Source organism: Bacteroidota bacterium, assembly GCA_016195025.1.
In the GTDB taxonomy this organism is placed as follows: Bacteria; Bacteroidota; Bacteroidia; order Palsa-948; family Palsa-948; genus Palsa-948.
In genome coordinates this window covers 1-26,208 of record JACQAL010000040.1, presented here as the reverse complement: position 1 = coordinate 26,208, position 26,208 = coordinate 1, and the positions used below count along the sequence as shown (strand labels likewise).

Genomic DNA, 26,208 nt, shown 5'->3' with positions numbered 1-26,208 from the left:
TTTCGCCCGAAGCAATCCCACAAAAAAATTCTGTGAGATTGCTTCGCTTCGCTCGCAATGACGGTTAATTATCCGCCTTGCGTTGCTTTTATGATTAATATTTTATCGTTGTCATTCAGTTGAAATTTTTCCCATTCAGTTTTCGGAACTACTTTTTCATTCACGGCTAAAGCAATCCCATTTGTGGAAATCATATTTAATGATTCCACCAATTCGGAAATATTTTTTCCGGAGAATTGTTTTTGTTCATTATTTATAGTCAGATTCATAATTAAACAGACCCTTCGACTTCGCTCAGGGTGATAACAGGAAAACTTAAGGAGAGATTTTTCACTTATTCCCTGCGTCAGAATTACCTGAATCAGGTTCCAAGGGTTTGCTCTCAGTTCAGACATTATGCCCAAACACCCCTATAAGTTTTCTGTGCCAAAGATGAAAAAAATATTGAGAAAAGAAAATCTGGCTTATCAACATTTCACCCCGTCACGCAATGGCAATTAGGTGAGAAAAATATTTTTGCTTTCGGCAGAAGCTGGCGGATACGTTCTTCTTGGTTATCATCGATCATGATAACGCGCAGATCCATCCAGCGGAGTTTTTTTAGTTTGGAAAGTTCTTCCGGAAAAACAGAGAGGTCATTTTCCCACAAGTCAAGGATTTCTATGCTTTCAAGATCGCCTATGCGTTTGGGAAGCGCAATTAAAGAATTGCGAGAGCCAACCAGTTTTTTCAGATTCTTTAATTCTCCTATAGAATCAGGAAGATATTGTAATTTATTTCCTGAAACATTCAGCACTTGCAGATTGGTCAGCAGTCCGATTTCTTCCGGAAGAGAATCCAATTTATTTTTACTGAGATTAAGTTCCTGAAGATTTTTGCATTTGAGAATTTCCATCGGAAAAACTTTCAATTTCTTTTTACTAAGGTCAAGGCGATAAACTTTATCCGGATTCTCGAGCGCTTCATTAAGATGGGTATATATTTTTGCAGCGTTGAATTGTGCGGAGTCGAGAAGTTGGGCGAAAAGAAAAGAAGGCAGAAGGGAGAAGGCAGAAGGCAGAAGTATTTTTATAAATGATTTCATGCGCTCAAAATCTTTAACGTTTTTTCTTTATCTCCGTCAATGGCTTTCTTCAATGTTTCCATGCTGTCAAACTTTTTTTCGTCTCGTAATTTCTGTTTGAAAAAGATACGAATGTTTTCGCCATAAATTTCTTTTTCAAAATCAAAGATGTTAACCTCAATACTTTTTTTATCACCGCCAATTGTCGGATTGAAGCCAATGCTTATCATTCCGTTGTATAGTTTGTTTTCTACTTCAGCAGTCACTGCATAAATCCCATCAGCAGGAATCAGTTTATGTTTATCATCTATTTGGATGTTTGCCGTTGGATAGCCGAGTTGCTTGCCTAATCCTTTTCCTTTAACAACTTTTCCTTTGATAGAGTATTCGTAACCTAGAAATTTATTCGCAATTTTAATATCACCGCCCATTAATGCCTTTCGGATTTTGGTGGAAGAGATTTCAACTTTGTTTATCACCTGAGCAGAAATTTTTTCCAGTTCAAAATTATAAATGCGCGCGAGTTCTTTCAGTTTCTGAAAAGTTCCTTCCCGGTTTCTGCCGAAGTGATGATTGTAGCCGATGATGAGCTTTTTTGTTTTCAGTTTGTTTACCAGAATATCGCGTACATATTCTGTATAAGTAATGCGCGAGAATTTTTTCGTGAACGGATGAATAATTAAATGCTCCACTCCGAATTTTTCCAGCAGTTCTTTTTTTTCTTCTTCGGTGTTCAGCAGTTTCAAGTCCTCGTCATCGGGAAAAAGCACCATGCGCGGATGCGGATAAAAAGTAAGTATCACCGATTCTCCTTTTACAGATTCCGCGCTTTCTTTCAATTGCTGAATAATCTTCTGATGCCCCAAATGCACGCCATCAAAAGTGCCGATGGTGACAGCGGGATTTTTCACACCCGAAAATTTTTCTATGCTGTCGTAGATTTTCAAAGATTGTATTTTACTGATAAAAATACGAAATAAAAATTTCTATTCTTTTTAAGAATAAATAGGAATCGTTCAAAAAAAAATCCCATGATGTTCTCATGGGATTCCATTCTTTCAGAAATTTTCTTATTACACCATTCCCTGCGCCAGCATTGCATCGGCAACTTTTACAAATCCTCCGATGTTCGCTCCTTTCACATAGTTGATGTAGTCGCCATCTTTTCCGTACTTCACGCAGGTTGCATGAATGTTTTTCATGATGCCGTGAAGTTTCTGATCAACTTCTTCGCGCGTCCAGGAAAGGCGCAGAGAGTTCTGCGACATTTCCAAACCGGAAGTTGCAACACCGCCCGCGTTGGAAGCTTTTCCGGGAGCAAATAAAATTTTGTTGTTCTGGAAAATTGTAACTGCATCGGGAGTGCTTGGCATGTTCGCGCCTTCGCCAACCGCAATGCATCCGTTCTTCACGAGCAACTCGGCATCGGTTGCGTTCAGTTCATTTTGTGTTGCAGATGGAAGCGCCACATCGCACTTAACTTCCCATGGAGTTTTTCCCGCAAAGAATTTTGCCGATTTATATTCTTTCACATATTCTTTTATGCGTCCGCGTTTTTCATTTTTCAAATTCATGATGAACGCAAGTTTTTCCGCATTGATTCCGTTCGGATCGTAAATATATCCTTCCGAATCGGAAGCGGTAACCACTTTTCCTCCGAGTTGATTTACTTTTTCAATTGAGTGCTGCGCCACATTGCCTGAACCGGAAACCACCACGCGTTTTCCTTTGAAAGAATCTCCGCGCGTTGCGAGCATTTCCTGAACAAAATAAACACAGCCGTAACCGGTTGCTTCCGGGCGAATCAAACTTCCGCCATACTGCAAACCTTTTCCGGTAAGTATTCCTGTGAATTCGTTTCTCACTCTTTTATATTGTCCGAACATGAAACCAATCTCTCTTCCTCCCACGCCAATGTCTCCTGCGGGAACGTCTGTATTATCACCAATATGTTTTGAAAGTTCAGTCATAAACGACTGGCAGAATTTCATCACTTCGTTATCTGATTTTCCTTTCGGATCGAAATCGCTTCCGCCTTTTCCTCCGCCCATCGGAAGTGTGGTGAGAGAATTTTTGAAAACCTGTTCGAACGCCAAAAATTTTAAGATGGAAAGATTTACCGAAGGATGAAAACGCAAACCTCCTTTGTAAGGACCGATAGCGCTGTTCATTTGAATTCGGAAACCGCGGTTAATCTGAAATCTTCCTTTATCATCTACCCACGGCACACGAAACTGGAGCAGGCGCTCGGGTTCTGCAATGCGCTCGAGAATTTTCGCGTCAGCATATTTTTGATTTTCCAAAGTGAACGGAATCACCGCTTCGGCAACTTCCATTACCGCTTGTAAAAATTCCGGCTGGTTCGGATCTTTTGCCGAAACCTTTGCCATGAATTTTTTGATTTCATTTTCTGCTTTGCTGTGTCCGTTTGATTTTGCTTTCGCTGCTTTCGCAGGTGCTTTTGCTGTGGTAGTTGCCATAAATTTTTCTTTTGTTGTTTGGTTGCCGAAGGTAAAAATATTTCTTAATCACGATAAGTTCTTACAGGGAATTTTAGATGAAAAAAATGGAGGATTTTTCTTTAATTTTTGGAGTTTTGCAGGATGGGAATGTTCCTACTCAGAAACGCGGGCAACAGGGGAAAACTTAGTATCTGGCATATTACAGAACCGGTGGATGAACTTTTGAAGATGAAAAATTTTTCTGAAGAAGATTTAAAAATTGTGAACGGTTTTTCCTATGAGCATAGAAAAAAAGAATGGCTTGTTTCAAGAATTCTGCTGGAAGAAATAACAGGAAATAAAAATCTGAAAATAGTGTATGATGAAAACAATAAACCATTTTTAGAAAATTCAAAAAAAAATATTTCCATTTCTCATTCTCATAATCTTCTTGCGCTCATCATTGATGAAAAGGAAACGGGAATTGATATTGAACAAATCAAGCCTAATGTTTTGCGGATTAAAGAAAAATTTATGAGTGATTTGGAATTGAAAGCGCTGGAGCGCGGACATAAAGAAGAAGAGCTCACGCTTTACTGGTGCGTGAAAGAATCGCTGTATAAATTATACGGGAAGAAAAAATTAACTTTTAAAGAAAATCTTTTTGTCGAACCGTTTGAATATTTAGGAAAAGGAAAAATTATGGGAGAAATTATTTTCGGTTCGGAAAGAAAGAAATATATCCTGCATTACGAAAAAATTTCAGCAGATGGAAAAGAGTTTATGCTGACATATGTCCTGAATGAATAATTTCACCTTGTGAAAGAAATCTTCCGCTATATTCTCAATTGTGAACAGAAAGGCAAAAAACTTTTCGCTGTTCTCATTGACCCCGATAAATTCAATCCGGAAGTTATTGATGAATGCAACCAATCAAAAGTGGATTTTATTTTCATTGGCGGAAGCGAATTAAAGAACGGAAGTTTTCATCGCTGTGTAAACACAATTAAGAAGAATACAAAAATCCCTCTGGTAATTTTTCCGGGAAGCCGGGAACAAATTTCAGAAAAGGCAGACGCTATACTTTTGCTTTCGCTTATCTCAGGAAGAAATCCGGATTATTTAATTGGCGAACACATTCGCGCAGCAAAGCAATTAAAAAAATCAAAACTCGAAATTATTCCGACCGGTTATATTTTGATTGGCGGAGGGAAAAATATTTCAACACAGAAAATCACACACACTTCTCCGATAAAAAATTCAGATATAAATCTTGCCGTTTCTACTTCTATTGCAGGCGAACTCTTGGGAATGAAAATGATTTATCTTGAGGCAGGGAGTGGTTCAAAAAATTCTTTAAGTGAGAAAATCATTCGAAACGTAGAGAAAAATATTTCTGTTCCGCTGATTGCTGGCGGGGGAATTAACTCCGCTGAAAAAGCAAAAGCGCTTTGCAAAGCCGGAGCAGATGTGATTGTAGTTGGCAATGGAATTGAAAAAGATATTACACTTGTAAAAAAAATCAGCCACGAATTAGCACGAGTTAACACCAATTGATTTTTATTTGTGATTTTAATTCGTGAAAATTAGTGCAATTAGTGTTTATGAAAGTAATTTTAATTTCTCCTTCCGATAAAAAAGAATCTGAAATTCCTTTCCTGCTGAATATGTTTGAGCAGGGATTGCAGACCTATCATTTGCGCAAGACAAAATATTCTACTCGGCAGCTCAGAAATTTCATAGGGGAAATTCCTGAAAAATATCATCCGCGCATTGTCATACATACGCATCACGAACTTGTAATGAAATTTAATCTGAAAGGTGTTTATATTTCCCGCTCTCATAAAAAAAGAAAGTTAAGAACCGCGCTCAGAATGTTTTGGTTCAGATTGCGAAAAAGAAAACTTGCACTCTCCTGTACGTTCAGAAGCATTGAAGATATTCTCGACTACAAACCGAAATATGATTACGTACTTCTCTCGCCTGTGTTCGACAGTTTATCCGGAAATTTTCAGGCAGGATTTTCGGAACAGAATCTTCGCAATGCACTCAGGCAAACAAAATACACAGTGCTTGCTCGCGGTGGAGTTTCTGTTGATACAATTCAGAAAGCATACGAGTTAGGATTTAACGGGCTCGCATTTTATTCCGGAATCTGGAAAACAAAATACCCGGTGGAAGAATTCAAAAAAGTAAAAGAAAAATTTAACGAACTGAAAATTCCGATGGAGTGACGAAGTCATTTCGAAAGCGCGCTTCGCGCTGAGAAATCTCTTTGATGATGTGCAGGAATATTTTCAGGAGATTCCTCGCGTTGCTCGGAATGACAATTGTTGAAAGATTCAATCCCTCCCGTAAGGTTCAACAAATTTGTAAATCCAAATTCTTTCTGCAACAATTCAATTGCGTGTTTGCTTCTGTTTCCTCGCTGGCAGTGAATAATTACGGGAATATCTTTTTTAATTTCTGAAATCCTGTTAGAGAGTGAATGTAAAGAAATATTTTCTCCGTTAATATTGAATTCAGAATATTCAGACGGCTCGCGCACATCAATGATTTGAATTTTTTCTTTTTGTTTTATCTTTCTTATTAATTCCTCAGCAGAAATTTCCCGGATTGAATTTGATTTTGCTTTGCAGAAGTTTTCATAGTCAATCAGCGAATTTATTTTTGCATTCGCAACATTTTTTTCAAAGTAAAGAATTTGTGTTTGCATTGAAAGCGCATCCAGCACAAAAAGTTTTCCGGAAAGAACTTCCCCGATTCCCAAAATAATTTTCAGCGCTTCGTTTGCCATCAATGTTCCGATGATGCCGGGTAAAACCCCGAGCACTCCAATCTCTGCGCAGTTCGGAGAATCCTGCGGAGGTTCAGGAAAAAGACAGCGGTAAGTCGGCCCATTCTTATAATTGAAAACAGAAACCTGTCCTTCAAATTTGAAAATCGAACCGAACACAAGCGGTTTGTTCAGCATTACGCAAGCGTCATTCACAAGATACCTCGTTGGAAAATTATCAGAGCCGTCAATTACTAAATCATACTCTTTGATTATATGAAGTGCGTTTTCAGATGTAAGACGTAATATGTAAGAAGTAATATTTACCAGCGGATTCAACGCTTGCAATTTTTTCTTAGCAACTTCTGCTTTTTGCAATCCAACTTCTTCCTTATTATATAGAATTTGTCTTTGCAAATTTGATTCATCCACTTTATCATCATCCACAATTCCAATTTCTCCGATTCCCGCTGAAACTAAATATTGCAAAACAGGACAACCCAAACCTCCCGCACCAACAACCAAAACTTTTGCGCGTTTTAATTTCTCCTGTCCGTCCGCTCCGATTTCAGAAAGAATGATTTGCCGAGAGTAACGATTTATTTCTTCTTTGTTCAGCATTAAATTATTTTATAATTCCTGAATTCTCCTATGTGGATTCCGGTTGTTTGATAAATGTAATTCAAAATTTTTAAACGAAGAGAAGTTTTCATCGCTTTTCTTTTGTCAAATTCGAATTTCCAATTTTGCTGGGCGATTCTTTCCTGCATCACTTTTGGATGCGAGCCGGTGAACTTTGCCACCGAATCAATTTTTGAATAATCAAATTCAGGTGCGGCAATTTTTTCCTGAATGTATTTTTCATCGTGCCATAACTTTTCAAACGATTCTCTTTTCTGCTGCTGAATTTTTGGCGACTTCACCCAGCCGTAATGATAGATGAGCGCATCCACAAATTTTACATTCAGTTTTTCTTCGTGCTTACGAAAACTCATCGCATCCTTCCACGAGCGGATATTTTTGTCATTACGAATCACACGCACTTCTTTTTTATTCCACTTGCGCGAGTCAGCATAATAATCAAAAGTGCCGTAAAAATTAATATGATTGAAAACTAATCCTTCCACACACTTGTCATCTTTCCATTTTTCCATAGCAGATTTTATTTTCGGCAAATCATTTTCGTGAAAGCATTCATCCGCCTGCATATAAAATGCCCAGTCGCTGTCGGGAGAAATGGCATCAAATGCTTTGTCGGTTTCAAGCGCTAAAACTTTTCCGCATTCGCGGAGAGAATCATCCCAAATTGTTTCGATAATTTTTATTTTGGGCGAGCCGATGGATTTTATTAAACCAAATGTAGCATCTTCCGAATTTCCAACGGCAACAACTACTTCATCGCAAATCGGCAGAATGGATTTTATTCCTTCCGCTACAGGATAATCAAACTTAACAGCGTTGCGTACAAATGTAAATCCCGAGACCTTCATGAAAATAAATTTTGCAAATATGATTTCTGAAAATAATATCCTCTTGCTTTGAATTTAAATTTTGATAAGCCATCTTTTGGTCTTATTTCTATTCTTCTGATTCGCATTAAATCCTCCTGCAAATTTGCCGGACCAAAAATTGTGCTGATACCATATTTATATCCTGCATTTTGCACTGCTTGTTCTGTTTCTATATTATGTGCGCCAAAAGGATAAGCAAAACTCACAACGGGTTTGCCTGTAATTTCCTCGACATCTTTTTTACATCCTGCAATTTCATCAGCAAATTTTTCTTTGGGAGTTTTTTTCAGATCAACGTGCGTGCGCGTGTGTCCGCCAAATTCAATTCCGTAACCGCTCATTTCTTTTATCATTTCTTTGTTCATCATTTTTAATTCCGGTTCGCCTTCTTTCATTGCCCATTCGTTGCGGGTTTGTTTTGTAACAAGAAAAATCACAGCGGTGAATCCGAATTCTTTTAAAACCGGAAAGAGAATCGTGTAATTATCTTCATAGCCGTCATCGAAAGTGAGAATGATGGAAGGTTGGAAGGTTGGAAGGTTGGAAGGTTGGGAAAGTTTTTCAAATGTGATTGTTTCATATCCATTCTCTTTCAGAAATTTCATCTGCGCTCTGAAATTTTTCTCCCAAACATAAATTTTATGCTTGCCGATTTTGGAATTTTCATTCACAATTCGATGATAAAGCAAAATTGGAAGTTGGAATTCGCTCATACTTTTTCTGCGTGATAAGTTCTGTCCCAATCCTTCCAAACTGCTTCGTAGCCCTGTCTTCGAATCATTTCAGAAATTTCTTTAGGAGAACGCTCATCGTGAATTTCAAATTGCTCGAGTGATTCTTTTCCCACTGCGTAACCGCCCGGATTTGTTTTCGATCCGGCACTGATAGAAGTAATTCCTAATTTGATAATGTTATCTCTGAACTTCGGACTTTCACGTGTGGAAAGAGAAAGTTCAACTTCTTCATCAAAAATTCTATAGGCGCAAATTAATTGCGTCAATTCTTTATCGGATAAAAATTTTTTTGGTAGTTCAGCACCTTCTGCAGGGCGAAGACGAGGAAATGAAACAGAATATTTTGTCTGCCAGAATTTTTTTTCCAGATAATCCAGATGCATTGCGCAGAAAAAAGAATCAGAGCGCCAATCCTCCAAGCCAATCAAAACCCCCAATCCGATTTTATAAACTTCAGCTTTTCCTAATCTTTCAGGCGTTTCTATTCTATAGGAAAAATTTGATTTTTTCCCTTTCGGATGATGTGCAGAATAATTTTCTCTATGATAAGTTTCCTGGTAAACCAAAACGGAATGAAGCCCGAGCGAAATTAAAAATTCATATTCATTTTGCTCCAGCGGCTGAACTTCAATGGAAATATTTGAAAAGAATGGACGAATCAGATTAATTGCATTCGCGAGATAAGAAACTCCGACAGTTTTATTCGCTTCACCGGTCACAAGCAGCACGTGGTCATAGCCCATCGCTTTAATCACGGAAACTTCTTTCAGAATTTCTTCATCGGTCAATGTCTTGCGAGGAATTTTATTGTCGAGGGAAAAACCGCAGTACGTGCAAATGTTCTGGCACTCGTTAGAAAGATAAAGCGGGACATACATCTGCAACGTTTTTCCGAAACGTTTTTGCGTGATGCGATGACTAAGCTGCGCCATCTCTTCCAGATGATTTTTTCCAGCCGGAGAAATCAGTGCCTTGAAATCTTCTAAAGTTTTTTTTCCGTTTCTGTTCAATGCAATTTTCACATCCAAAGAAGTTTTGGAATAAATACTTTCCTGAACTTCGTTCCAATCATAACCGCTGAATATTTCTTCGAAAGATTTCACAGACAAATATAGTCAAGGAAAATTATTTCTTACCTTCGATTCATTAACAAACAAAACAATGTACACAATCCTACTCACAGTTCATTCTTTTCTCAGGTATATTTTACTTATCCTGATTTTATTTTCCATCGTGAAATCTTTCAGCGGATGGCTCGGGAAAAAACAATTTACTCCGGGAGATAAAAAAATTGCACTCTTCACTTTAATCTCTGCGCATTTGCAATTAGTGCTCGGGCTCATACTTTATTTCGTCAGCCCCACAGTAAAAGTCGGATTGTCAGATATGAGTTCCACTATGAAAGATTCAATGCTCAGGTTTTGGACGGTGGAACATATTTCAATGATGCTGATTGCAATTATTTTAATCACGCTCGGCTATTCACTTTCAAAACGCGCAGCCGATGATGCAGGAAAACACAAACGCATTGCGATATTTTTTCTGCTCGCGCTCATTGTAATTTTCATAGCGATTCCCTGGCCGTGGTCGGCAGTTTCAAGAGGATGGATGTAATCAACGAAAAGCGAATTGGTACTATTCTACGAATGAGATTTACATTTTGTTTACTGCCTACTACGACTGCCTGCTGCCTGCTCGCATTTTCTTCCTGCGGAAATAATTCCTCACAAAAAAATTCTCAGGCAAAATCTTCGGGGCAAACTCTCTACGAAAATTACTGCACTAACTGCCACGGAAGCGATGGCAAGCTTTGTGCATTGGGAGCAAAAGATTTATCAATGTCAACACTCAACAAAGAAGAAAAAATCGAAATCATTACAAACGGAAAAAATACAATGGCTTCATTTAAAAATGTGATGAACGAAAAAGAAATTGGCGAAGTAGTGGATTACATTCGAACATTGAAAGCAAAATGAACCGAAGAGCAATTCTCATAGGCATTATTAACCGCCAGCAGAACGAAGCAACTATTTCGGAATATCTTGACGAGTTGACTTTTCTTTCCGAGACCGCAGGAATGTTTCCTGTAAAAAGATTTACGCAGCAGCTTGCAAAACCCGATTCGCATACATTCATTGGCAAAGGAAAGGCGGAAGAAATAAAATTATTTGTCAGTGAAAATAATATTGATGTGGTGATTTTTGACGATGAGATTTCTCCTTCACAGCAGCGCAATCTCGAAAAACTTTTTGAAAAAAAAGTAATTGACCGCACCGGATTGATTCTTGAAATTTTTTCTCAGCGCGCGCGCACTTCTTATGCGAAGACGCAAGTCGAACTCGCGCAACTCGAATATATTTATCCGCGCCTCGTAGGAATGTGGACTCACCTTGAACGCCAGCGCGGAGGAACAGGAACTCGCGGAGGTGCAGGTGAAAAAGAAGTGGAGACGGACAGGCGCATTGTGCGGAAAAAAATTTCTGCGCTGAAAGAAAAACTCGTTGACATTGACAGGCAGATGGCAACGCAAAGAAGAAACCGCGGAGAAATGATTCGTGTTGCGTTGGTTGGATATACAAATGTTGGAAAATCCACGCTGATGAATATACTTGCGAAAGCTGATGTGTTTGCAGAAAATAAATTATTCGCCACGCTTGATACCACTGTGAGAAAAGTGGTGATTGACCGTGTTCCATTTTTACTTTCCGATACGGTTGGATTCATTCGCAAACTTCCTCACCAATTGGTAGAAAGTTTTAAATCCACACTCGATGAAGTTCGCGAAGCAGATGTGCTGCTTCACGTAGTGGATATTTCTCATCCGAAATTTGAAGAGCAAATGCGAGAAGTGAAAAAAACTTTGTCGGAAATCGGGGCGGGAGAAAAAAATATAATTACCGTATTCAACAAAATTGATTCCATTGAAGGAAGAACCGATGTCGCGGTGTTGCATCAACACGACTGGGAAAAATTAATTGACGAAGAAAAAATTCCTATCACGCTTGAGAATTTGCAGAACAGTTGGCTTTCAAAAATGTTTGAACCGTGTGTTTTTATCTCCGCGCAAACGAAAGAAAATGTTTATGAATTAAAGCAATTGCTTTTTTCCCAGATTAAAGAACTGCATTTGGAAAGATATCCACATCAATTGCCGTTTTAAGAAAATCTTTCTTTCTTTTTTTATATTTGTTCTTCATTTATAATAGTGTGACTAAACGCTGGAAGATAAAAGATGCTGCTCCTGCAGAAATAATCGAACGGTTTACCAAAGAAGTAAAGGTTAGTTCTGTCATCGCAAATCTTCTTTATCATAGGGGAATTACAACTTACGATGAAGCAAAATTATTTTTTCGTCCGCAGTTGGAACAATTGCACGATCCATTCCTGATGAAGGATATGAACAAAGCCGTTGCAAGAATTGAAACGGCAATTTCATCGGGAGAAAAAATTTTGGTGTACGGAGATTACGATGTGGATGGCACTTCTTCTGTTGCGCTGGTTTATTCTTTTCTAAAAACGATTTACGGGAATTTAGATTATTATATTCCGGACAGATATAAAGAAGGATACGGAATTTCTACTGCGGGAATTGATTTTGCTTCTTCAACTAATTTTTCACTCATCATTGCACTTGATTGCGGAATAAAAGCAGTTGACAAAGTCGCTTACGCGAAAGAAAAGGGAATTGATTTTATTATTTGCGACCATCACTTGCCTGGAGAAATAATTCCAAACGCAGTTGCAGTGCTCGACCCGAAAAGAAAAGATTGTTCTTATCCTTACAAAGAACTTTCCGGATGCGGAATTGGTTTCAAATTAATTCAGGCATTAGCGCAGAAAAAAAATATTCCAATAGAAAATTTAGAATCTTATCTTGATTTGGTTGCCATCAGCATTGCTGCCGATATTGTTCCCATTACAGTAGAAAACAGAATTCTTGCTTACTACGGATTGAAGCGTTTAAATAATTCCCCTCGTGAAGGAATCCGGGCGATGCTGGAACTGACGAACATGAAAAAAGAACTGACCATCACCGATATTGTTTTTGTGATTGGTCCAAGAATAAATGCAGCGGGAAGAATGGAGAGCGGAAAAAAAGCAGTGGAACTTTTAATTGCTCCTTCTACCGAAATTGCGATTGAATCAGGCAACTATCTCAACAAAAATAATTCTGACAGAAGGGATTTAGATATTTACACCACACAACAAGCACTCGCAATGATTGCTGAGAGCACGATTCTCCAGCAGAGAAAAACCACTGTGCTCTTCGACCCATCGTGGCATAAGGGAGTGATTGGAATTGTTGCTTCGCGTTTAACCGAAACTTATTATCGCCCTACGGTAATGCTCACGCAGTCGAACGGAATTGTTTCCGGTTCTGCGCGCTCGGTAAAAGACTTTGATTTGTACGAAGCGCTCAGCGCCTGCAGCGATTTGCTCGAGCAGTTTGGCGGACATAAATTCGCAGCAGGGCTTACATTGAAACCGGAAAACGTGGAAGCATTCAAAAATAAATTTGAAGAAGTAGTTTCTTCCACTATCACTGATGAAATGCTGATTCCCGAAATTGAAATTGATGCGGAAATTTCCCTGAATGAAATCTCGCCTTCATTTTACAATATCATAAAACAATTCGCGCCTTTCGGTCCCGGAAATATGAATCCTGTTTTCCTCACGGAAAATGTTTCTGACCGCGGTTACGCGAGTATCGTGGGGAGCAATCACCTGAAAATGGATGTAACACAAAAGGAAATAAAATTTCCTGCGATTGGTTTTGGTCTATCAACTCACTATGAACTTGTCGCAAAAAAAAATCCTTTCACAGTTTGCTACAACATCCGCGAGCAGGAATGGGAAGGAAAAACTTATCTGCAACTTCAAGTTAAAGATTTGAAGAAATAAATCAGCGAACAGTAAAATTTATATAGATAGTTCCGCGCGCTTCTTCTCCTGCGGGGCTTTGATTAAAGAGAACTTTATTCAGCAAACCGTCTTTGGCTTTTTTCCATAGGAGAGAACTCGTAGTGGTTGAGCCAATGAGAACAGGTTCTGCTTTGATAATTTTTCCGTATCGGTCAACAAGAATTTCCACAGCAACAATTCCGGTTTCCTGCGAATCATCATAGATGGCAACATCGCCAATCATTTTTCTTCCGCTGCCTTTTAACCGCCCGTGAATTCCTCCTGTTCCTTCAAAAGGGCTGTACACATTTGAATTGAGCGAACCATTCGGGTCGCCCTGATTGCCGGGAGTGTTTGTATTTCCATCTCCGGAATTATTTCCTGTTTTAGAATTTATTTTATTCAGCGCACTCAAAAGATTTTGGTCGGGCTTTGGTTCTTCCACTTTTACTTCTTTGTTTTTCTTTTTAACCGAAGGAGCAGTCACATTGCTTGCTTCCTCGCTCGAAAGCATTTCAGAAGAAGAATTGTTTTCCGGCTGACTCGCGGAATTATTTTTTTTCTGATTATCGGAAACGGGCTGCAAAGAATTATTATCTCCCATCCCCGCTTCGTCATAGCCGAAATTCACTTCCAGTCCGCCCATCGGGCTTGCATCAAACGGAGGAATAGGAGTGATGAACTTGATGAAAAGCAAAATAATAAAAAGCAGTGCGGCAAAAAGAATTGTTATTCCTAAAGAGATGAGTCGGTTATTTCTTTCGAATGTATATTCCATTTTCTATATAAGATGTAAAGAATATAAAATTCCACATCAGCCCGCATTGGGTGGTTTTGTTCCGAGAACCATTTTCACTTTTAGTTTCGCTCCAATCTGCATCACGTTTACCAAATCCTGAACTGTGAGCCCGTTATCTACTTTCAGAATTACAGTCGGTTCTTTCATTTCTTTCACAGCGGAAATTAATTCGCTTTCCAAATTAATCACATCAACAGGTTTATTATTTATAAAATATTGTAAATCTTTATTTACTGCCAGCACAATAGATTTTGTTTCAATCGAAATATTTTTTTTCGAGTTCGGAAGATTTATTTTTATTACGCTGGGATTTGCAAGCGTTGAAACAATCAGGAAAAATATCAAAAGAAAAAACATAATATCGTTGAGCGAGTCAGTGCTCACTTCCGTTCCTTCGCGATGCCTTCTTCTGATTTTCATAGTGAATTATTTATGGTCAGAAATTATATCGATGAAATCTGCTGAAGTTTTTTCCATCGCATTCACACGCTTGTCCACCATCATTTGAATGATGTAATAAAACACGAATGCTAAAATTCCAACGGTTAATCCTGAAGCGCTGCTCACCATTTTCTGGTAAAGCCCTTTTGAAATCACATCAATCTCCACCGTTTTTGAAAGAGAGATTTCATAAAAAATATAAATCACACCTATAATTGTTCCGATGAATCCAACCATTGGCGCTACGCGTCCGGCAATACTGAGGATGGAAATATTTTTTTCCATCCGGAAAAGTTCCTGCTGCGCAACTCCCTGCATCGCTTCTTCAATTTCTTTTATCGGTTTGCCGAGGCGCTGAATTCCTTTTCCAACGATTGCGGCTTGCGGACCTTTCGTATGCATCACCAGAGTTTTTGCCGCATCAATGTTTCCGCTCGCGAGCATATCTTTTATATTGTGAACGAAATTATCTTCCGCTTTTGGAGTGCGCGCAACTGAAAGCAGGCGTTCGATGAAAATATAAACCGACATCAAAAAAAGAATTCCGATGGGAATCATCATCGGCCCGCCCTTCAGCATTAAATCAAAAAGTGAAAGCGTGTCCTGTGTTGGAGTTTGAACAACTGGCATTGCATTGGCAACTGCGTTCACCGCTTTGCTTGCCGAATCCGTTGGAGTTGTTACAACTTGCAGAAGAATTGTACTTAACATATTTTTTACCTTATTATGATTCTACCAAAATTACTTTTAAGCATCCGCAGATTCAAGCCGAAGAGTTTTACTTTTCCACAGAGCAATGTTAGTTTGATTGATAACGTTTCTTCCTTGAAAATATTTTACAAAGATTCATTTCATTACATTTGTCTCCGATGAACCCGAATTTAAATCCCGATTCCGAAAATCTTTCCCTTGTCGAAAAGGAAATAGAAAAAACTTTGCGTCCTTCTGATTTTAGAGATTTCACCGGACAGGAAAAAGTAGTTGAGAACCTGAAAATATTTGTGCGCGCGGCAAAACAAAGAGGCGAATCGCTCGACCACGTTTTGCTTCACGGGCCTCCGGGATTGGGAAAAACAACTTTGTCTTACATCATCGCAAATGAATTGAGTGTAAATGTCCGTGCAACATCAGGACCTGTTCTTGAAAAACCAGGCGACCTTGCAGGACTTCTCACCGGGCTTGAACCGAACGATGTTTTGTTCATAGATGAAATTCACCGACTCAACACAACGGTGGAAGAATATTTGTATTCCGCTATGGAAGATTACCGCATTGACATTATGCTCGACAGCGGACCGAATGCAAGAAGCGTACAGATAAAATTAAATCCGTTCACGCTCGTGGGAGCAACTACACGTGCGGGCTTGCTTACATCTCCGCTTCGCTCGCGCTTTAGCATTAATCTGCGTTTAGATTATTACGATTCCGCACTCATCAAAAAAATAATTCTTCGTTCATCCAATCTTTTGAATATTGGCATTGATGAAAAAGCATCGGAAGAAATTTCCCGCAGAAGCCGCGGCACTCCGAGAATTGCAAACGCATTGCTACGCAGAGTCCGCGACTTTGCGCAAATAAAAGGAGATGGAAAAATTGATCTCAAGATTGCCGATTACGCACTCAACGCGCTTAACGTGGACAAACACGGGCTCGATGAAATGGATAATAAAATTCTCAGCACCATCATTGAAAAATTTCAGGGCGGACCTGTGGGCATCACTACCATTGCCACTGCGGTTGGTGAAGAAGCCGGAACGATTGAAGAAGTGTACGAGCCGTTTTTAATTCAGGAAGGTTATCTCAAGCGCACTCCCCGCGGGCGCGAAGCAACTGAAAAATCTTACAAGCATCTCGGAAAATTTCCCAACCAGAAAACTGGAAATCTTTTTTAGTCCGTGAATTTTTCACGAAACACTTCCCTCATCAAGCAAGAAAGCAAACGTCTAGGCTTTGACTTCTGCGGTATTTCAAAAGCAGAATTTTTGGATGAAGAAGCGCTTCGTTTAGAAAAATGGCTGAAAGAAGAAAAGCACGGCAAGATGGGTTATATGGAAAATCATTTTGACATGCGACTTGATCCGCGCGTGCTGGTGCCGAATGCAAAGTCAGTTATTTCTCTTCTGCTGAATTATTTTCCTGAGTCGAGCCGTCATGCTGAACTCGTTTCAGCATCTGGCGAGACCCTGAAACAAGTTCAGGGTGACAGCCACAGCCAACCCAAAATTTCGAAATACGCCTATGGAAAAGATTATCACTTCGTCATCAAGGAAAAATTATTTCAGCTGATTGAGTTCATCAAGAAAAATATAGGAGATGTGAACGCAAGAGCGTTTGTAGATTCCGCACCCGTGATGGATAAAGTGTGGGCGAAAAAATCCGGTCTCGGATGGATCGGAAAAAATTCAAACCTCATTACGAAAAACAACGGCTCTTTCTTTTTCATCGCTGAACTTATTGTGGATCTGGATTTGGAATACGATGGAGAAATTCCGGACTACTGCGGAACCTGCACCAAATGTGTTGATGCTTGTCCGACCGATGCGATTTCCGAACCTTATGTTGTTGACGGAAGCAAATGCATTTCTTATTTCACCATTGAGTTGAAAGAAAATATTCCGAACGATATGAAAGGAAAGTTCAATGATTGGATGTTCGGCTGCGACATTTGCCAGGATGTTTGTCCGTGGAATAGTTTTTCATCTCCTCACCACGAACCACACTTCCAACCGAAACCGGAAATTCTGAACTTCACAAAAAAGGACTGGGAAGAAATTTCAGAAGAAACTTTTAATAAAACATTTTCGGATTCGCCACTTCAACGAACAAAGCATAAAGGAATAAAACGAAACCTGGAATTCTTAAACCTTGGTAATCGTTTGCCGGAAAACTTCAGCGATAACATCCTTGTACATTCCAAAGTTGGCGAGGCACCAGATGTAGAGTAAAGTTTTTTCTTTCGGCTGAAGCCACTTGAGCGCTTTGAATAATTCTTTCTTGAAAAGTTTCTTGTCGAAACTTACGCGCTGGAGAATCATTTTTGACATTTCGAACATGACAGGATGTTTTTGAATTACAAAGCGAAGGTAATCGTTCATTTTAAAAAGTCAATACTTTTTTGTGCTTATCATTTAAATTGTTGAAAACTCAAAACCGGTGGAAAACTTTCTACAAACCGTCAAAATAATCCTGAAATAAAATCGTCAATGCAAGTTTGGAATTATTCCTAAATTTAGGCTCTTAAAATTGTATATGGAAAATTCACCGATTGATTTTCTCCCCATCATTATCACATTCATTGTGGCTGGTGGTTTTGTTGTTACAACCATGTTCGTTACACATTTATTAGGGCCGAAAAGGCATTCAAAAATAAAAGACGAAAGTTTTGAGTGCGGAATCGAACCGCAGGGCAACGCACGCATTCCTTTTTCGATAAAATATTTTTTGGTGGCAATTTTATTTGTCCTGTTCGATGTGGAGGTAATTTTCATGTATCCCTGGGCGGTAAACTTCAAAGAACTTGGAATACTTGGATTTATGGAGATGGGATTGTTCATCGCATTTTTCCTAGTAGGATTTTTTTATATCATGAAAAAGGGCGCGCTTAAGTGGGAATAAATTTGTAAATTAGAGAAGAAAGAAAAATTATGTCAGAAGCAATTACAAAACCAACAATTGTTGCCTCTCCTGAAGGGCACGAGCAACCCGGATTTTTTGCGACCTCTCTGGAAAAAGCAGTCGGGCTTGCAAGAAAAAATTCCATATGGCCTTTACCTTTTGCTACGAGTTGCTGCGGAATTGAATTCATGGCATTGATGGCTTCGCATTATGATTTGGGAAGATTCGGAAGCGAGCGTTTAAGTTTTTCTCCGCGTCAGGCAGATTTACTGATGGTGATGGGAACCATCGCAAAAAAAATGGGGCCGATTGTGCGCCAGGTTTACGAACAGATGGCAGAACCAAAATGGGTTCTCGCAATGGGTGCTTGTGCTTCCAGCGGAGGAATTTTTGACACATACAGCGTTTTGCAGGGCATAGATAAAATAATTCCTGTGGATGTTTACGTGCCCGGCTGTCCTCCGAGACCGGAACAAGTCATTGACGGCATCATGCAGATTCAAAATATGGTTGGGAAAGAACATTTCAGAAGAAGATATTCTCCTGAATACAAAGATATGATGAAGAAATACGGATTTGAAAACCAGTAGGCAGTTGGCAGTAGCCAGTAGGCAAGAAATACAAAAACAAAAACTGATTAGTAATATTCGTAACCAGATTCGTTAATTCGTTACCAGAGAAAATGGAATCACTTTTAGAAATAGTAAATAATAAATTAACAGCGGAATTCGGAGACGCGATTATTTCTTCCGAGCAGAGTTATGATTTTCCTGTCTTTGTTGTTAGGCGCGAAAAAATATATGAAGTTGTAAAATTCCTGAAAGAGGATGTGGAACTTGATTTCGGATTTCTCACCACGCTCTGCGGATTGCATTATCCCAATAATAAAGGACAGGAACTCGGTGTGATGTACCAACTGCACAACCTCCCGAAGAACTGGAGAATACGACTAAAAACTTTTTTCCCTATTAACGAACCTGAGGTTCCAACGATGACTCCATTATTTTCCACTGCCAACTGGATGGAAAGGGAGGGATACGATTTTTACGGAATCATTTTCAGAGGACACCCTAATCTAAAACGCATTCTGAATATGGATGAGATGAATTATTTCCCGATGAGAAAAGAATATGCGCTGGAAGACGGAACAAGAACGGATAAAGATGATACCATGTTTGGTAGATAGATTATGAAAATCGAAGCAGAAGAAATACTCAAAGACGCAGGAAAACAATTTTCCACTTTAAATCTTGGACCCACCCATCCCGCCACGCATGGAATTTTCCAGAACGTGCTGAAGATGGATGGAGAAATTATTGTGGACGCTGAGCCGACAATCGGATACATTCACCGCGCGTTTGAAAAAATTGCAGAGCGAAGACCGTTCTATCAGGTTACTCCGCTTACTGACCGCATGAATTATTGCTCATCGCCCATCAACAACATGGGCTGGCACATGACGGTGGAAAAATTAATCAACTGCGAAATTCCAAAACGCGCGCAATATCTCCGAGTGATTATTATGGAACTCGCGCGCATCACCGACCATTTGGTTTGCAACAGCGTGATTGGTGTTGACAGCGGAGCAATGACAGGATTTTTATATGTGTTTCAGTTACGCGAGCATGTATACGAAATTTACGAAGAGATTTGCGGAGCAAGATTGACAACCAACATCGGGCGCATAGGAGGAATGGAACGCGACTTCAATGAAACTGCCTGGAAAAAATTAAAAATGTTTATTGAAGAACTTCCAAAAAAATTAGAAGAGTTCGAAAAATTATTAGTGCGAAATAGAATTTTCATGGACAGAACAATCGGCTGCGGAGGAATTTCTGCAGAGAAAGCGCTGAGTTATGGTTTCACTGGTCCCAATCTTCGCGCTGCCGGAGTGGATTACGATGTGCGCGTAATGAATCCATATTCTTCTTATGAAGATTTCAAATTTATTATTCCCGTTGGAAAAAGCGGAGATGTGTACGACCGTTTCATGGTGCGTGAGCAGGAAATGTGGGAATCGCTCAGCATAATAAAACAGGCGATTAAAAATATGCCCGATGGTCCGTTCCACGCTGATGTTCCTGAATTTTATCTTCCGCCAAAAGAAGAAGTGTATAATAATATGGAAGCGCTCATCTATCATTTTAAAATTGTGATGGGCGAAAGCGAAGTTCCGAAAGGTGAAGTGTATCACTGTGTGGAAGGCGGAAACGGTGAACTCGGATTTTATCTCATCAGCGATGGAGGACGCTGCGCGTATCGCTTGCATTTCCGCAGGCCTTGCTTCATTTATTATCAGGCGTATTCTGAAATAATAAAAGGCGCAATGTTGTCTGACGCAATTCTTACGCTAAGCGCGATGAATGTTATTGCAGGGGAACTCGATTCGTAGCCACAGATTGCACAGATTATCACAGATTTTATTCGGAACGAAAATCCCGTAGGGATTTAATATTAATAGCCCCGCGCTTCAGCGCGGGGAAAACGAAATGCCACACCACACCGGCTGTTTGCGCGAACGATTGAAGTGGAAATCCTTTTCCCGCGCTCGCGGGAAAAGATTGGAACGGAAAGCGTGACCCGAGTCTTCGAGGGACGCGCCAAAAAGACATCCCCCGTTTCGCAAAGCCGAAATTTCCCTCTTCATCAAGGGGGAATTAAAAACAAAAAAGCCCAACATCTCTGTCGGGCTTTTGACTAAAAAACTTTTTTGCTCTTATTTGGACTCCGCCATTATCTTTTTGGCTTTCTCTTTTGCTTCATCAATGTTGCCAACAAGGTGGAATGCCGATTCAGGAAGGTCATCCACTTCACCGTTAAGAATCATATTGAAACCTTTGATGGCATCTTCGATGGAAACGAGCGCGCCTTTCAAACCTGTGAAGGCTTCCGCCACGTGGAAGGGTTGAGAAAGGAAACGCTGAACGCGCCTTGCACGGCTCACAACTAATTTATCTTCTTCAGAAAGTTCATCCATGCCGAGAATCGCGATGATGTCAAGCAGTTCTTTGTAGCGCTGAAGAATCATTTTCACGCGCTGCGCACAGTTGTAATGTTCTTCGCCCACAATGGTAGGAGTAAGAATCCGTGAAGTAGAATCGAGAGGATCCACCGCAGGATAAATTCCTAACTCTGCAATTTTACGCGAGAGAACGGTTGTAGCGTCTAAGTGCGCGAATGTTGTAGCAGGTGCAGGATCGGTCAGGTCATCCGCAGGTACATATACCGCTTGCACGGAAGTGATGGAACCGCGCTTGGTCGAAGTGATTCTCTCCTGCATCGTTCCCATTTCGCTTGCGAGCGTGGGCTGATATCCTACTGCCGATGGCATGCGTCCGAGAAGCGCTGACACTTCTGAACCCGCCTGTGTGAATCTGAAAATATTATCAATGAAGAAAAGAATATCCTTTCCTCCGGATTTTTCATCGCCATCACGAAAATATTCCGCAACCGTTAATCCGGAAAGAGCAACGCGCGCGCGCGCTCCCGGAGGTTCATTCATCTGCCCGAAAACAAATGTTGCTTTGGATTCTTTCAATCCATCCATATCCACTTTTGATAAATCCCATCCGCCTTTTTCCATCGAGTGCTTGAACGCATCTCCGTATTTCATAATGCCCGCTTCAATCATTTCGCGGAGCAAATCGTTTCCTTCGCGCGTGCGCTCACCCACTCCTGCGAATACAGAAAGTCCACCGTATCCTTTCGCGATATTGTTAATCAACTCCTGAATCAAAACTGTTTTTCCAACTCCTGCGCCACCGAACAAACCAATCTTTCCGCCTTTCACATACGGCTCAAGCAAGTCAATAACTTTAATTCCCGTGAAAAGAATTTCTGATGAAGTAGAAAGGTCTTCGTATTTCGGAGGATTGCGGTGAATCGCATAACCATTTTTCTTTTCCACCTGCGGAAGTCCGTCAATCGCTTCGCCAATAACATTAAATAATCTTCCGTTTATTTTTTCGCCAATCGGCATTTTAATCGAAGCGCCCGAAGGACGCACTTCCGTTCCGCGGCTCAATCCGTCTGTAGAATCCATCGCAATGGTTCGGATGGAATCTTCACCGATATGCTGCTGACACTCAAGCACCACGTTCACACCGTCAGGGCGCGTTACTTCAAGCGCGTCAAGAATATTCGGCAGCATAACTTTTTCTCCGTGAAAAGAAACGTCCACCACCGCACCAATGATCTGAGAAATTTTTCCGTTTAACTGTGACATATATATATTGAATATTGTTTTCTTTTTGTGTTCGCGAAAATAACAGTATTTGCCGAATGACAAACGAGAAAATTATCAAGAGAAATGTTTACTGCTGCTTCTTCGCTTCTCCCTGCATTTTGCTGAGTTCATTCAGCACGGCTTCATAAATTTCATCGAGGAGTTCCGGATGGCTGATGTAAAAAGATAAACTTTCTTCGTACTGCTGTTTGGTAACCGAATGCTTCTCGAAAATTGTCCCGTAACTTATTTTTTTCCCCGAAGAAGAATCGGGCAGCATGTGAATGTTCGCTTCGGCTTCTGCCAGGTGAATGTCGGCAATCACTGCCGCCATTTTTTCTTTGGGAAGAATAGTAGGCGGAATGGAAACCGTTTTGTTTTCCCCGCAGGAAAAAATCAAACAGGAAAAAATAAAAATGGAAATGAGTTTTTTCACAGGGCAAATGTAAGATAAGAAGGCGGAAGGCGAACAAAAAATAAATTACTTTTGCCTGAATAAAGAAAATGAAATGAAAAAATTATTCCTCTTCTCTTGCTTTTTATTTTTTACCTCTTACATTTTTTCCCAGGTTGACCTCGGCTTGCCGGGCCCTGCGGGAAAAGGCGGAGTTGCCAACGGCATTGCGAAGGATTGGGAGTGCATCGGCATCAATCCTTCCAACCTCGGCTGGGAAAACAATTATAAGTTTTCCCTGTCTCTTCTCACTTTCGGAATCAGCGCGCAATCGAAAGCGCTTGATTACAACCAGCTGAAAAATGCGCTCACGCATCCGAACGATACTTTCTCCGCAGCCGATAAAAAGGTCTTTGCCGGTTTGTTCACCGATAAGGACGGGCTGAACCTTCAATCCAACCTCAACTGGCTTTCGTTTTCTTTTGCCGTTCCCAAAGTGGGCGGCTTCGCCATGAATGTGCGCGACCGCACCTTCGGGCATGTGCGCCTGAATCAGAACGCTGCCGATATTCTTTTCATGGGAGAGAATGCGCCCATTTTTCATGACACGATGTTCTGGCTGAATCCGAAAAATATTTCACAGGTGTTTGATGGTTCCAAAATTTCTTTTCTGCATTACCGCGAAATGAATTTTGCTTACGGAGCAAAAATTCTCGGCATTGGGGGAACAAAGGATTCGAGCGCCATTTCCATTTACGGAGGAATCGGTTTCAAATATTTATGGGGCATGGCAGATATGGAAATGATTGCCAGCAACGGAGTGCTCACCGGGCATTCGGCTTTCACTTCCAATTACGGAATCAACTACGACAGCGTCCGGAATTTTAATCCCGTGAACACCTCGGGAATTTTTCCTTCCGTAGGAAACGGAACCGCGTTTGATTTGGGAGCGGGAATCGGAATCGGGAAACTGAAAATAACTTTCTCGGCAATTGACATGGGCTCCATTCACTGGAATAAAAATGTGCTGGTGGCGCAGGACACGCTGCTGCCCGACACTTCCAAATTCAAATTCCAGGGAATCAATTCCTGGAACCTTCAGCAAACGGCAAGCGACATGTTTAATAAATGGGGAATTATAAAATTCAAACCGGGCAGCCCTTACACCACGCAACTCCCTTCCAAGTTCCGCTTAGGTGCAAGTTACCGCCTCACCCGGAGAATGCTGGTGGGAGCCGACATGGTGATGCCCCTGAGCAGCAACCCCACCAATCTTGAAAAAGCATTTTTCGCTGTGGGCACCGACATGGCGCTTGCCAACACGTTCCGCCTTTCATTCGGCTTTGCGGGAAATCCCACCTATGGGTTTTCGCTGCCGATGGGCGTAACGCTTTCCGGCTTGTTCCGCATCATGGAAGTGAGCGTGGGCACGGGCGATGTGCTCACCTATCTTTCGCACGGCTCCAACCCGAATATTTCTCTTGCCGTAAGTATCCTTCGGTTTAATGTGGCAGGAAAGAAATGAGTTTCTTCCGCGATAAAGTAATCTGGATTACGGGCGCATCGTCCGGCATAGGAGAAGCGCTGGCAAAAGAATTCGCTGCCGCGAAAGCAAAATTAGTTTTATCGGCCCGAAGGGAAAAAGAACTTGAACGCGTGAAAAACGACTGCGCGAAATTTATTTCCGCGTCAACTATTTTTATCCTTCCGCTCGATGTTGCTGAACTTTCAACGGTACATTCCGCAGTTGAAAAAATAATTCAGCGCTTCGGAAGAATAGATATATTGATTAACAATGCCGGCATTGCGCAACGTTCTTTTGCAGGAGATACGCCTGTTGAAGTGGAACGGAAAATAATGGATGTAAATTATTTCGCACCAACTATTTTAACAAAAGCGGTTTTGCCCGTCCTACGCAAACAGCGCAGCGGAAACATTGTGGTCATCAGCAGCGTGATGGGAAAACTCGGCTATCCCGGGCGCAGTTCCTATGCGGCAAGCAAGCACGCGCTGCACGGCTATTTTGAATCGCTGCGCATTGAAGAGCATTCCAATAAGATTCACGTGCACATCATCTGCCCGGGCTATGTGAAAACAAATGTTTCGCTGAATGCGGTGAACGAAAAAGGGGAGAGCCACGGCAAAATGGATAAAGGGCAGGAGCGCGGAATGAATGCGCACGCTGCCGCAAAAAAAATTCTGAACGCCATACGCAAAAACAGGTTCGAGACCTTTTTTGGCGGAAAGGAAATGCTGGCGCTTACCGTGAAAAGGTTTTCGCCTGCTGCGTTTTATAAAATTATTTTAAGAGAAGGGAAGAAGTAATTTTTCAAAGAGTTGGAATACTTGAGTTACTCTTTTTTATGCAGTACATAAACTAACTTAAATCCGATAGGAAAAGCAGGCAATCTATTTTTTTCTGAATAATGAAGCGGAGTTAGATTAGGAGTATCGTGGCGGCAAGTAGATGTTGCCTGGGGATAAACCGTATAATCGCGGTTTCTGAAACTAAGCCCCACGCCTATAAAAAAATCAGAGTGAAAATATTTTGAATAATGTTTTTCATGCCCGATAAAATATGTAATGCCAAATAAAGAAGCCCTTTCAGTTTGCAAATAATCGTAATGTCCATTATCTTCTCCGCATACCAAATAACTAACAAAACTTGCTGAGTTCATGTATAAATCCTTATAAGTTCCAAGCAAACCAATATATTCTCCTCTTTTAAAATAATACCTAGAATTTATCCTTACAATTGTTCCATTATATGCTAATCCTTGCGGTTCGTCTGTTATTAAATTGTGAAGCGTAGGAAATATATGTCCTACTCCTATGCCCGCAGAAAAATGCTTTGAGAATTTATAATCGGAATAGAAAATTTCATTTCCGCAAATCATTTCTGTTGGAGAAAAAGAAACAGTAAATTGTTTTTCCCATAAACTGGTTGTGTCAGACAAGTCAAAAGAGTTATATGATGAGTCATATTTAATTTTTGCCGCTGACTGAAGCCCCGAAGTTGTACATACTAAACTATATTTCCAACGGTTTGAAAAAAAATCTTTTTGCTTTTTTATAATGAAAACAGATTCGTTATGTTTATTCAAAAAAAGTTTTTCGCTTATAGTGCCAAGCAAAGAATCGGCAAATACAATTTTTACTGAATATGTTGGTGCATTCAAGGCCTTAGCGCAACAAGGCGATTTTTGGTTTAGAGTTTAAAGTTACATTTTTTGTTTTAGAGCAACAGTATTAATGTTCAGAATAACTCGTGGCGAGTTATTACCGAACATTAACACTACATCATCAT

The 26,208-nt window shown here is 40.4% G+C and carries 29 protein-coding genes and 1 riboswitch; of the genes, 15 read left to right on the top strand and 14 right to left on the bottom strand.

Annotation, left to right across the window (positions count from 1 at the left end):
• Nucleotides 1-68: 68 nt before the first annotated feature.
• From thiS to gdhA, 4 genes are all read right to left on the bottom strand, one after another.
• Complete coding sequence (gene thiS, locus HY063_08260) at nucleotides 69-269, bottom strand: sulfur carrier protein ThiS (protein MBI3501774.1); 201 nt, start codon at nucleotides 267-269, stop codon at nucleotides 69-71.
• Between the two features lie 52 nt (nucleotides 270-321).
• Nucleotides 322-422, bottom strand: a riboswitch (TPP riboswitch).
• A 53-nt stretch (nucleotides 423-475) separates the two neighbouring features.
• Entirely contained in the window at nucleotides 476-1,084 is a 609-nt protein-coding gene (locus HY063_08255; protein ID MBI3501773.1) for a leucine-rich repeat domain-containing protein, read from the bottom strand.
• Nucleotides 1,081-2,010 (bottom strand): bifunctional riboflavin kinase/FAD synthetase, encoded by a 930-nt coding sequence (locus HY063_08250; GenBank protein MBI3501772.1) that lies wholly within the window; start codon nucleotides 2,008-2,010, stop codon nucleotides 1,081-1,083. The genes HY063_08255 and HY063_08250 overlap by 4 nt, the downstream gene beginning before the upstream one ends.
• Nucleotides 2,011-2,136: 126 nt before the next feature.
• On the bottom strand, nucleotides 2,137-3,543 hold the full coding sequence (gene gdhA, locus HY063_08245; GenBank protein ID MBI3501771.1) for an NADP-specific glutamate dehydrogenase: 1,407 nt from the start codon (nucleotides 3,541-3,543) through the stop codon (nucleotides 2,137-2,139).
• Between the two features lie 129 nt (nucleotides 3,544-3,672).
• Between gdhA and HY063_08240 the strand changes: the two genes are divergently transcribed.
• The 3 genes from HY063_08240 to HY063_08230 are packed head-to-tail and all read left to right on the top strand — an operon-like array spanning nucleotide 3,673 to nucleotide 5,738.
• Nucleotides 3,673-4,314: a 4'-phosphopantetheinyl transferase superfamily protein gene (locus HY063_08240; protein ID MBI3501770.1), complete on the top strand. Its 642-nt coding sequence runs from the start codon at nucleotides 3,673-3,675 to the stop codon at nucleotides 4,312-4,314.
• A gap of 9 nt (nucleotides 4,315-4,323) precedes the next feature.
• A complete protein-coding gene (locus HY063_08235) occupies nucleotides 4,324-5,061 on the top strand; it encodes a geranylgeranylglyceryl/heptaprenylglyceryl phosphate synthase (GenBank protein MBI3501769.1) in 738 nt (245 codons plus the stop codon).
• Nucleotides 5,062-5,108: 47 nt separating this feature from the next.
• A complete protein-coding gene (locus HY063_08230) occupies nucleotides 5,109-5,738 on the top strand; it encodes a thiamine phosphate synthase (protein MBI3501768.1) in 630 nt (209 codons plus the stop codon).
• A 5-nt stretch (nucleotides 5,739-5,743) separates the two neighbouring features.
• On the opposite strand, the gene HY063_08225 is transcribed toward HY063_08230, so the two are convergent.
• The 4 genes from HY063_08225 to thiH are packed head-to-tail and all read right to left on the bottom strand — an operon-like array spanning nucleotide 5,744 to nucleotide 9,628.
• Nucleotides 5,744-6,901 (bottom strand): HesA/MoeB/ThiF family protein, encoded by a 1,158-nt coding sequence (locus HY063_08225; protein MBI3501767.1) that lies wholly within the window; start codon nucleotides 6,899-6,901, stop codon nucleotides 5,744-5,746.
• Nucleotides 6,901-7,770, bottom strand: coding sequence for a glycosyltransferase family 2 protein (locus HY063_08220; GenBank protein MBI3501766.1), 870 nt, complete (start codon nucleotides 7,768-7,770; stop codon nucleotides 6,901-6,903). The genes HY063_08225 and HY063_08220 overlap by 1 nt, the downstream gene beginning before the upstream one ends.
• Nucleotides 7,767-8,504, bottom strand: coding sequence for a polysaccharide deacetylase family protein (locus tag HY063_08215; protein ID MBI3501765.1), 738 nt, complete (start codon nucleotides 8,502-8,504; stop codon nucleotides 7,767-7,769). Before HY063_08215 ends, HY063_08220 begins: the two co-directional genes overlap by 4 nt.
• The gene (thiH, locus tag HY063_08210) at nucleotides 8,501-9,628 is read right to left on the bottom strand and encodes a 2-iminoacetate synthase ThiH (GenBank protein ID MBI3501764.1); all 1,128 of its coding nucleotides are present in this window, start codon (nucleotides 9,626-9,628) and stop codon (nucleotides 8,501-8,503) included. The genes HY063_08215 and thiH overlap by 4 nt, the downstream gene beginning before the upstream one ends.
• A 58-nt stretch (nucleotides 9,629-9,686) precedes the next feature.
• On the opposite strand from thiH, the gene HY063_08205 reads away from it, so the two are divergent.
• From HY063_08205 to recJ, 4 genes are read left to right on the top strand one after another with little or no spacing between them, the layout of a single operon-like run.
• Complete coding sequence (locus tag HY063_08205; protein MBI3501763.1) at nucleotides 9,687-10,139, top strand: cytochrome B; 453 nt, start codon at nucleotides 9,687-9,689, stop codon at nucleotides 10,137-10,139.
• A 32-nt stretch (nucleotides 10,140-10,171) separates the two neighbouring features.
• A complete protein-coding gene (locus tag HY063_08200) occupies nucleotides 10,172-10,501 on the top strand; it encodes a cytochrome c (protein ID MBI3501762.1) in 330 nt (109 codons plus the stop codon).
• Nucleotides 10,498-11,685 (top strand): GTPase HflX, encoded by a 1,188-nt coding sequence (gene hflX / locus HY063_08195; protein MBI3501761.1) that lies wholly within the window; start codon nucleotides 10,498-10,500, stop codon nucleotides 11,683-11,685. Before HY063_08200 ends, hflX begins: the two co-directional genes overlap by 4 nt.
• Nucleotides 11,686-11,732: 47 nt before the next feature.
• The gene (recJ, locus tag HY063_08190) at nucleotides 11,733-13,427 is read left to right on the top strand and encodes a single-stranded-DNA-specific exonuclease RecJ (GenBank protein MBI3501760.1); all 1,695 of its coding nucleotides are present in this window, start codon (nucleotides 11,733-11,735) and stop codon (nucleotides 13,425-13,427) included.
• Nucleotide 13,428: 1 nt separating this feature from the next.
• On the opposite strand, the gene HY063_08185 is transcribed toward recJ, so the two are convergent.
• From HY063_08185 to HY063_08175, 3 genes are read right to left on the bottom strand one after another with little or no spacing between them, the layout of a single operon-like run.
• On the bottom strand, nucleotides 13,429-14,205 hold the full coding sequence (locus HY063_08185; GenBank protein ID MBI3501759.1) for a hypothetical protein: 777 nt from the start codon (nucleotides 14,203-14,205) through the stop codon (nucleotides 13,429-13,431).
• 36 nt (nucleotides 14,206-14,241) lie between these two features.
• A complete protein-coding gene (locus HY063_08180; protein MBI3501758.1) occupies nucleotides 14,242-14,646 on the bottom strand; it encodes a biopolymer transporter ExbD in 405 nt (134 codons plus the stop codon).
• Nucleotides 14,647-14,652: 6 nt separating this feature from the next.
• A complete protein-coding gene (locus tag HY063_08175; GenBank protein MBI3501757.1) occupies nucleotides 14,653-15,378 on the bottom strand; it encodes a MotA/TolQ/ExbB proton channel family protein in 726 nt (241 codons plus the stop codon).
• Nucleotides 15,379-15,536: 158 nt separating this feature from the next.
• Here HY063_08175 and ruvB point away from each other — a divergent pair, with 158 nt between their 5' ends.
• The 6 genes from ruvB (at nucleotide 15,537) to nuoD (ending at nucleotide 20,674) form a co-directional block, all read left to right on the top strand.
• Nucleotides 15,537-16,559, top strand: coding sequence for a Holliday junction branch migration DNA helicase RuvB (gene ruvB, locus HY063_08170; protein ID MBI3501756.1), 1,023 nt, complete (start codon nucleotides 15,537-15,539; stop codon nucleotides 16,557-16,559).
• A 3-nt stretch (nucleotides 16,560-16,562) separates the two neighbouring features.
• Nucleotides 16,563-17,612 carry a tRNA epoxyqueuosine(34) reductase QueG gene (gene queG, locus HY063_08165; protein ID MBI3501755.1) on the top strand — a complete coding sequence of 350 codons (1,050 nt, stop codon included), beginning with the start codon at nucleotides 16,563-16,565 and terminating at the stop codon, nucleotides 17,610-17,612.
• 304 nt (nucleotides 17,613-17,916) lie between these two features.
• Entirely contained in the window at nucleotides 17,917-18,282 is a 366-nt protein-coding gene (locus tag HY063_08160; GenBank protein ID MBI3501754.1) for an NADH-quinone oxidoreductase subunit A, read from the top strand.
• Between the two features lie 29 nt (nucleotides 18,283-18,311).
• The gene (locus tag HY063_08155) at nucleotides 18,312-18,872 is read left to right on the top strand and encodes an NADH-quinone oxidoreductase subunit B (protein ID MBI3501753.1); all 561 of its coding nucleotides are present in this window, start codon (nucleotides 18,312-18,314) and stop codon (nucleotides 18,870-18,872) included.
• Nucleotides 18,873-18,964: 92 nt separating this feature from the next.
• On the top strand, nucleotides 18,965-19,468 hold the full coding sequence (locus HY063_08150) for an NADH-quinone oxidoreductase subunit C (protein MBI3501752.1): 504 nt from the start codon (nucleotides 18,965-18,967) through the stop codon (nucleotides 19,466-19,468).
• Nucleotides 19,469-19,471: 3 nt separating this feature from the next.
• Nucleotides 19,472-20,674, top strand: coding sequence for an NADH dehydrogenase (quinone) subunit D (gene nuoD, locus HY063_08145; GenBank protein MBI3501751.1), 1,203 nt, complete (start codon nucleotides 19,472-19,474; stop codon nucleotides 20,672-20,674).
• A 324-nt stretch (nucleotides 20,675-20,998) separates the two neighbouring features.
• Here the strand turns inward: nuoD and HY063_08140 are convergent, their stop codons facing one another.
• Both HY063_08140 and HY063_08135 read right to left on the bottom strand, forming a co-directional pair.
• Nucleotides 20,999-22,507, bottom strand: coding sequence for a F0F1 ATP synthase subunit beta (locus HY063_08140; protein ID MBI3501750.1), 1,509 nt, complete (start codon nucleotides 22,505-22,507; stop codon nucleotides 20,999-21,001).
• Nucleotides 22,508-22,595: 88 nt separating this feature from the next.
• On the bottom strand, nucleotides 22,596-22,943 hold the full coding sequence (locus tag HY063_08135; protein ID MBI3501749.1) for a DUF4296 domain-containing protein: 348 nt from the start codon (nucleotides 22,941-22,943) through the stop codon (nucleotides 22,596-22,598).
• Between the two features lie 73 nt (nucleotides 22,944-23,016).
• Here HY063_08135 and HY063_08130 point away from each other — a divergent pair, with 73 nt between their 5' ends.
• Nucleotides 23,017-24,426 (top strand): hypothetical protein, encoded by a 1,410-nt coding sequence (locus HY063_08130; protein MBI3501748.1) that lies wholly within the window; start codon nucleotides 23,017-23,019, stop codon nucleotides 24,424-24,426.
• Complete coding sequence (locus tag HY063_08125; protein MBI3501747.1) at nucleotides 24,423-25,226, top strand: SDR family oxidoreductase; 804 nt, start codon at nucleotides 24,423-24,425, stop codon at nucleotides 25,224-25,226. Before HY063_08130 ends, HY063_08125 begins: the two co-directional genes overlap by 4 nt.
• A 26-nt stretch (nucleotides 25,227-25,252) precedes the next feature.
• Here the strand turns inward: HY063_08125 and HY063_08120 are convergent, their stop codons facing one another.
• Nucleotides 25,253-26,005, bottom strand: coding sequence for a hypothetical protein (locus tag HY063_08120; GenBank protein MBI3501746.1), 753 nt, complete (start codon nucleotides 26,003-26,005; stop codon nucleotides 25,253-25,255).
• Nucleotides 26,006-26,208 lie beyond the last annotated feature (203 nt).

Excerpts from the sequence above, each read along its gene's own strand:
- HY063_08150 (MBI3501752.1), top strand. The coding sequence starts at position 18,965 with ATGGAATCACTTTTAGAAATAGTAAATAATAAATTAACAGCGGAATTC.
- thiS (MBI3501774.1), bottom strand. The coding sequence starts at position 269 with ATGAATCTGACTATAAATAATGAACAAAAACAATTCTCCGGAAAAAAT.
- HY063_08155 (MBI3501753.1), top strand. The coding sequence starts at position 18,312 with ATGTCAGAAGCAATTACAAAACCAACAATTGTTGCCTCTCCTGAAGGG.
- ruvB (MBI3501756.1), top strand. The coding sequence starts at position 15,537 with ATGAACCCGAATTTAAATCCCGATTCCGAAAATCTTTCCCTTGTCGAA.
- HY063_08160 (MBI3501754.1), top strand. The coding sequence starts at position 17,917 with ATGGAAAATTCACCGATTGATTTTCTCCCCATCATTATCACATTCATT.
- HY063_08225 (MBI3501767.1), bottom strand. The coding sequence starts at position 6,901 with ATGCTGAACAAAGAAGAAATAAATCGTTACTCTCGGCAAATCATTCTT.
- HY063_08180 (MBI3501758.1), bottom strand. The coding sequence starts at position 14,646 with ATGAAAATCAGAAGAAGGCATCGCGAAGGAACGGAAGTGAGCACTGAC.
- HY063_08130 (MBI3501748.1), top strand. The coding sequence starts at position 23,017 with ATGAAAAAATTATTCCTCTTCTCTTGCTTTTTATTTTTTACCTCTTAC.
- HY063_08220 (MBI3501766.1), bottom strand. The coding sequence starts at position 7,770 with ATGAAGGTCTCGGGATTTACATTTGTACGCAACGCTGTTAAGTTTGAT.
- HY063_08230 (MBI3501768.1), top strand. The coding sequence starts at position 5,109 with ATGAAAGTAATTTTAATTTCTCCTTCCGATAAAAAAGAATCTGAAATT.
- gdhA (MBI3501771.1), bottom strand. The coding sequence starts at position 3,543 with ATGGCAACTACCACAGCAAAAGCACCTGCGAAAGCAGCGAAAGCAAAA.
- HY063_08140 (MBI3501750.1), bottom strand. The coding sequence starts at position 22,507 with ATGTCACAGTTAAACGGAAAAATTTCTCAGATCATTGGTGCGGTGGTG.
- HY063_08215 (MBI3501765.1), bottom strand. The coding sequence starts at position 8,504 with ATGAGCGAATTCCAACTTCCAATTTTGCTTTATCATCGAATTGTGAAT.
- HY063_08185 (MBI3501759.1), bottom strand. The coding sequence starts at position 14,205 with ATGGAATATACATTCGAAAGAAATAACCGACTCATCTCTTTAGGAATA.
- HY063_08200 (MBI3501762.1), top strand. The coding sequence starts at position 10,172 with ATGAGATTTACATTTTGTTTACTGCCTACTACGACTGCCTGCTGCCTG.
- HY063_08175 (MBI3501757.1), bottom strand. The coding sequence starts at position 15,378 with ATGTTAAGTACAATTCTTCTGCAAGTTGTAACAACTCCAACGGATTCG.
- HY063_08240 (MBI3501770.1), top strand. The coding sequence starts at position 3,673 with ATGTTCCTACTCAGAAACGCGGGCAACAGGGGAAAACTTAGTATCTGG.
- HY063_08255 (MBI3501773.1), bottom strand. The coding sequence starts at position 1,084 with ATGAAATCATTTATAAAAATACTTCTGCCTTCTGCCTTCTCCCTTCTG.
- hflX (MBI3501761.1), top strand. The coding sequence starts at position 10,498 with ATGAACCGAAGAGCAATTCTCATAGGCATTATTAACCGCCAGCAGAAC.
- HY063_08205 (MBI3501763.1), top strand. The coding sequence starts at position 9,687 with ATGTACACAATCCTACTCACAGTTCATTCTTTTCTCAGGTATATTTTA.
- nuoD (MBI3501751.1), top strand. The coding sequence starts at position 19,472 with ATGAAAATCGAAGCAGAAGAAATACTCAAAGACGCAGGAAAACAATTT.
- HY063_08125 (MBI3501747.1), top strand. The coding sequence starts at position 24,423 with ATGAGTTTCTTCCGCGATAAAGTAATCTGGATTACGGGCGCATCGTCC.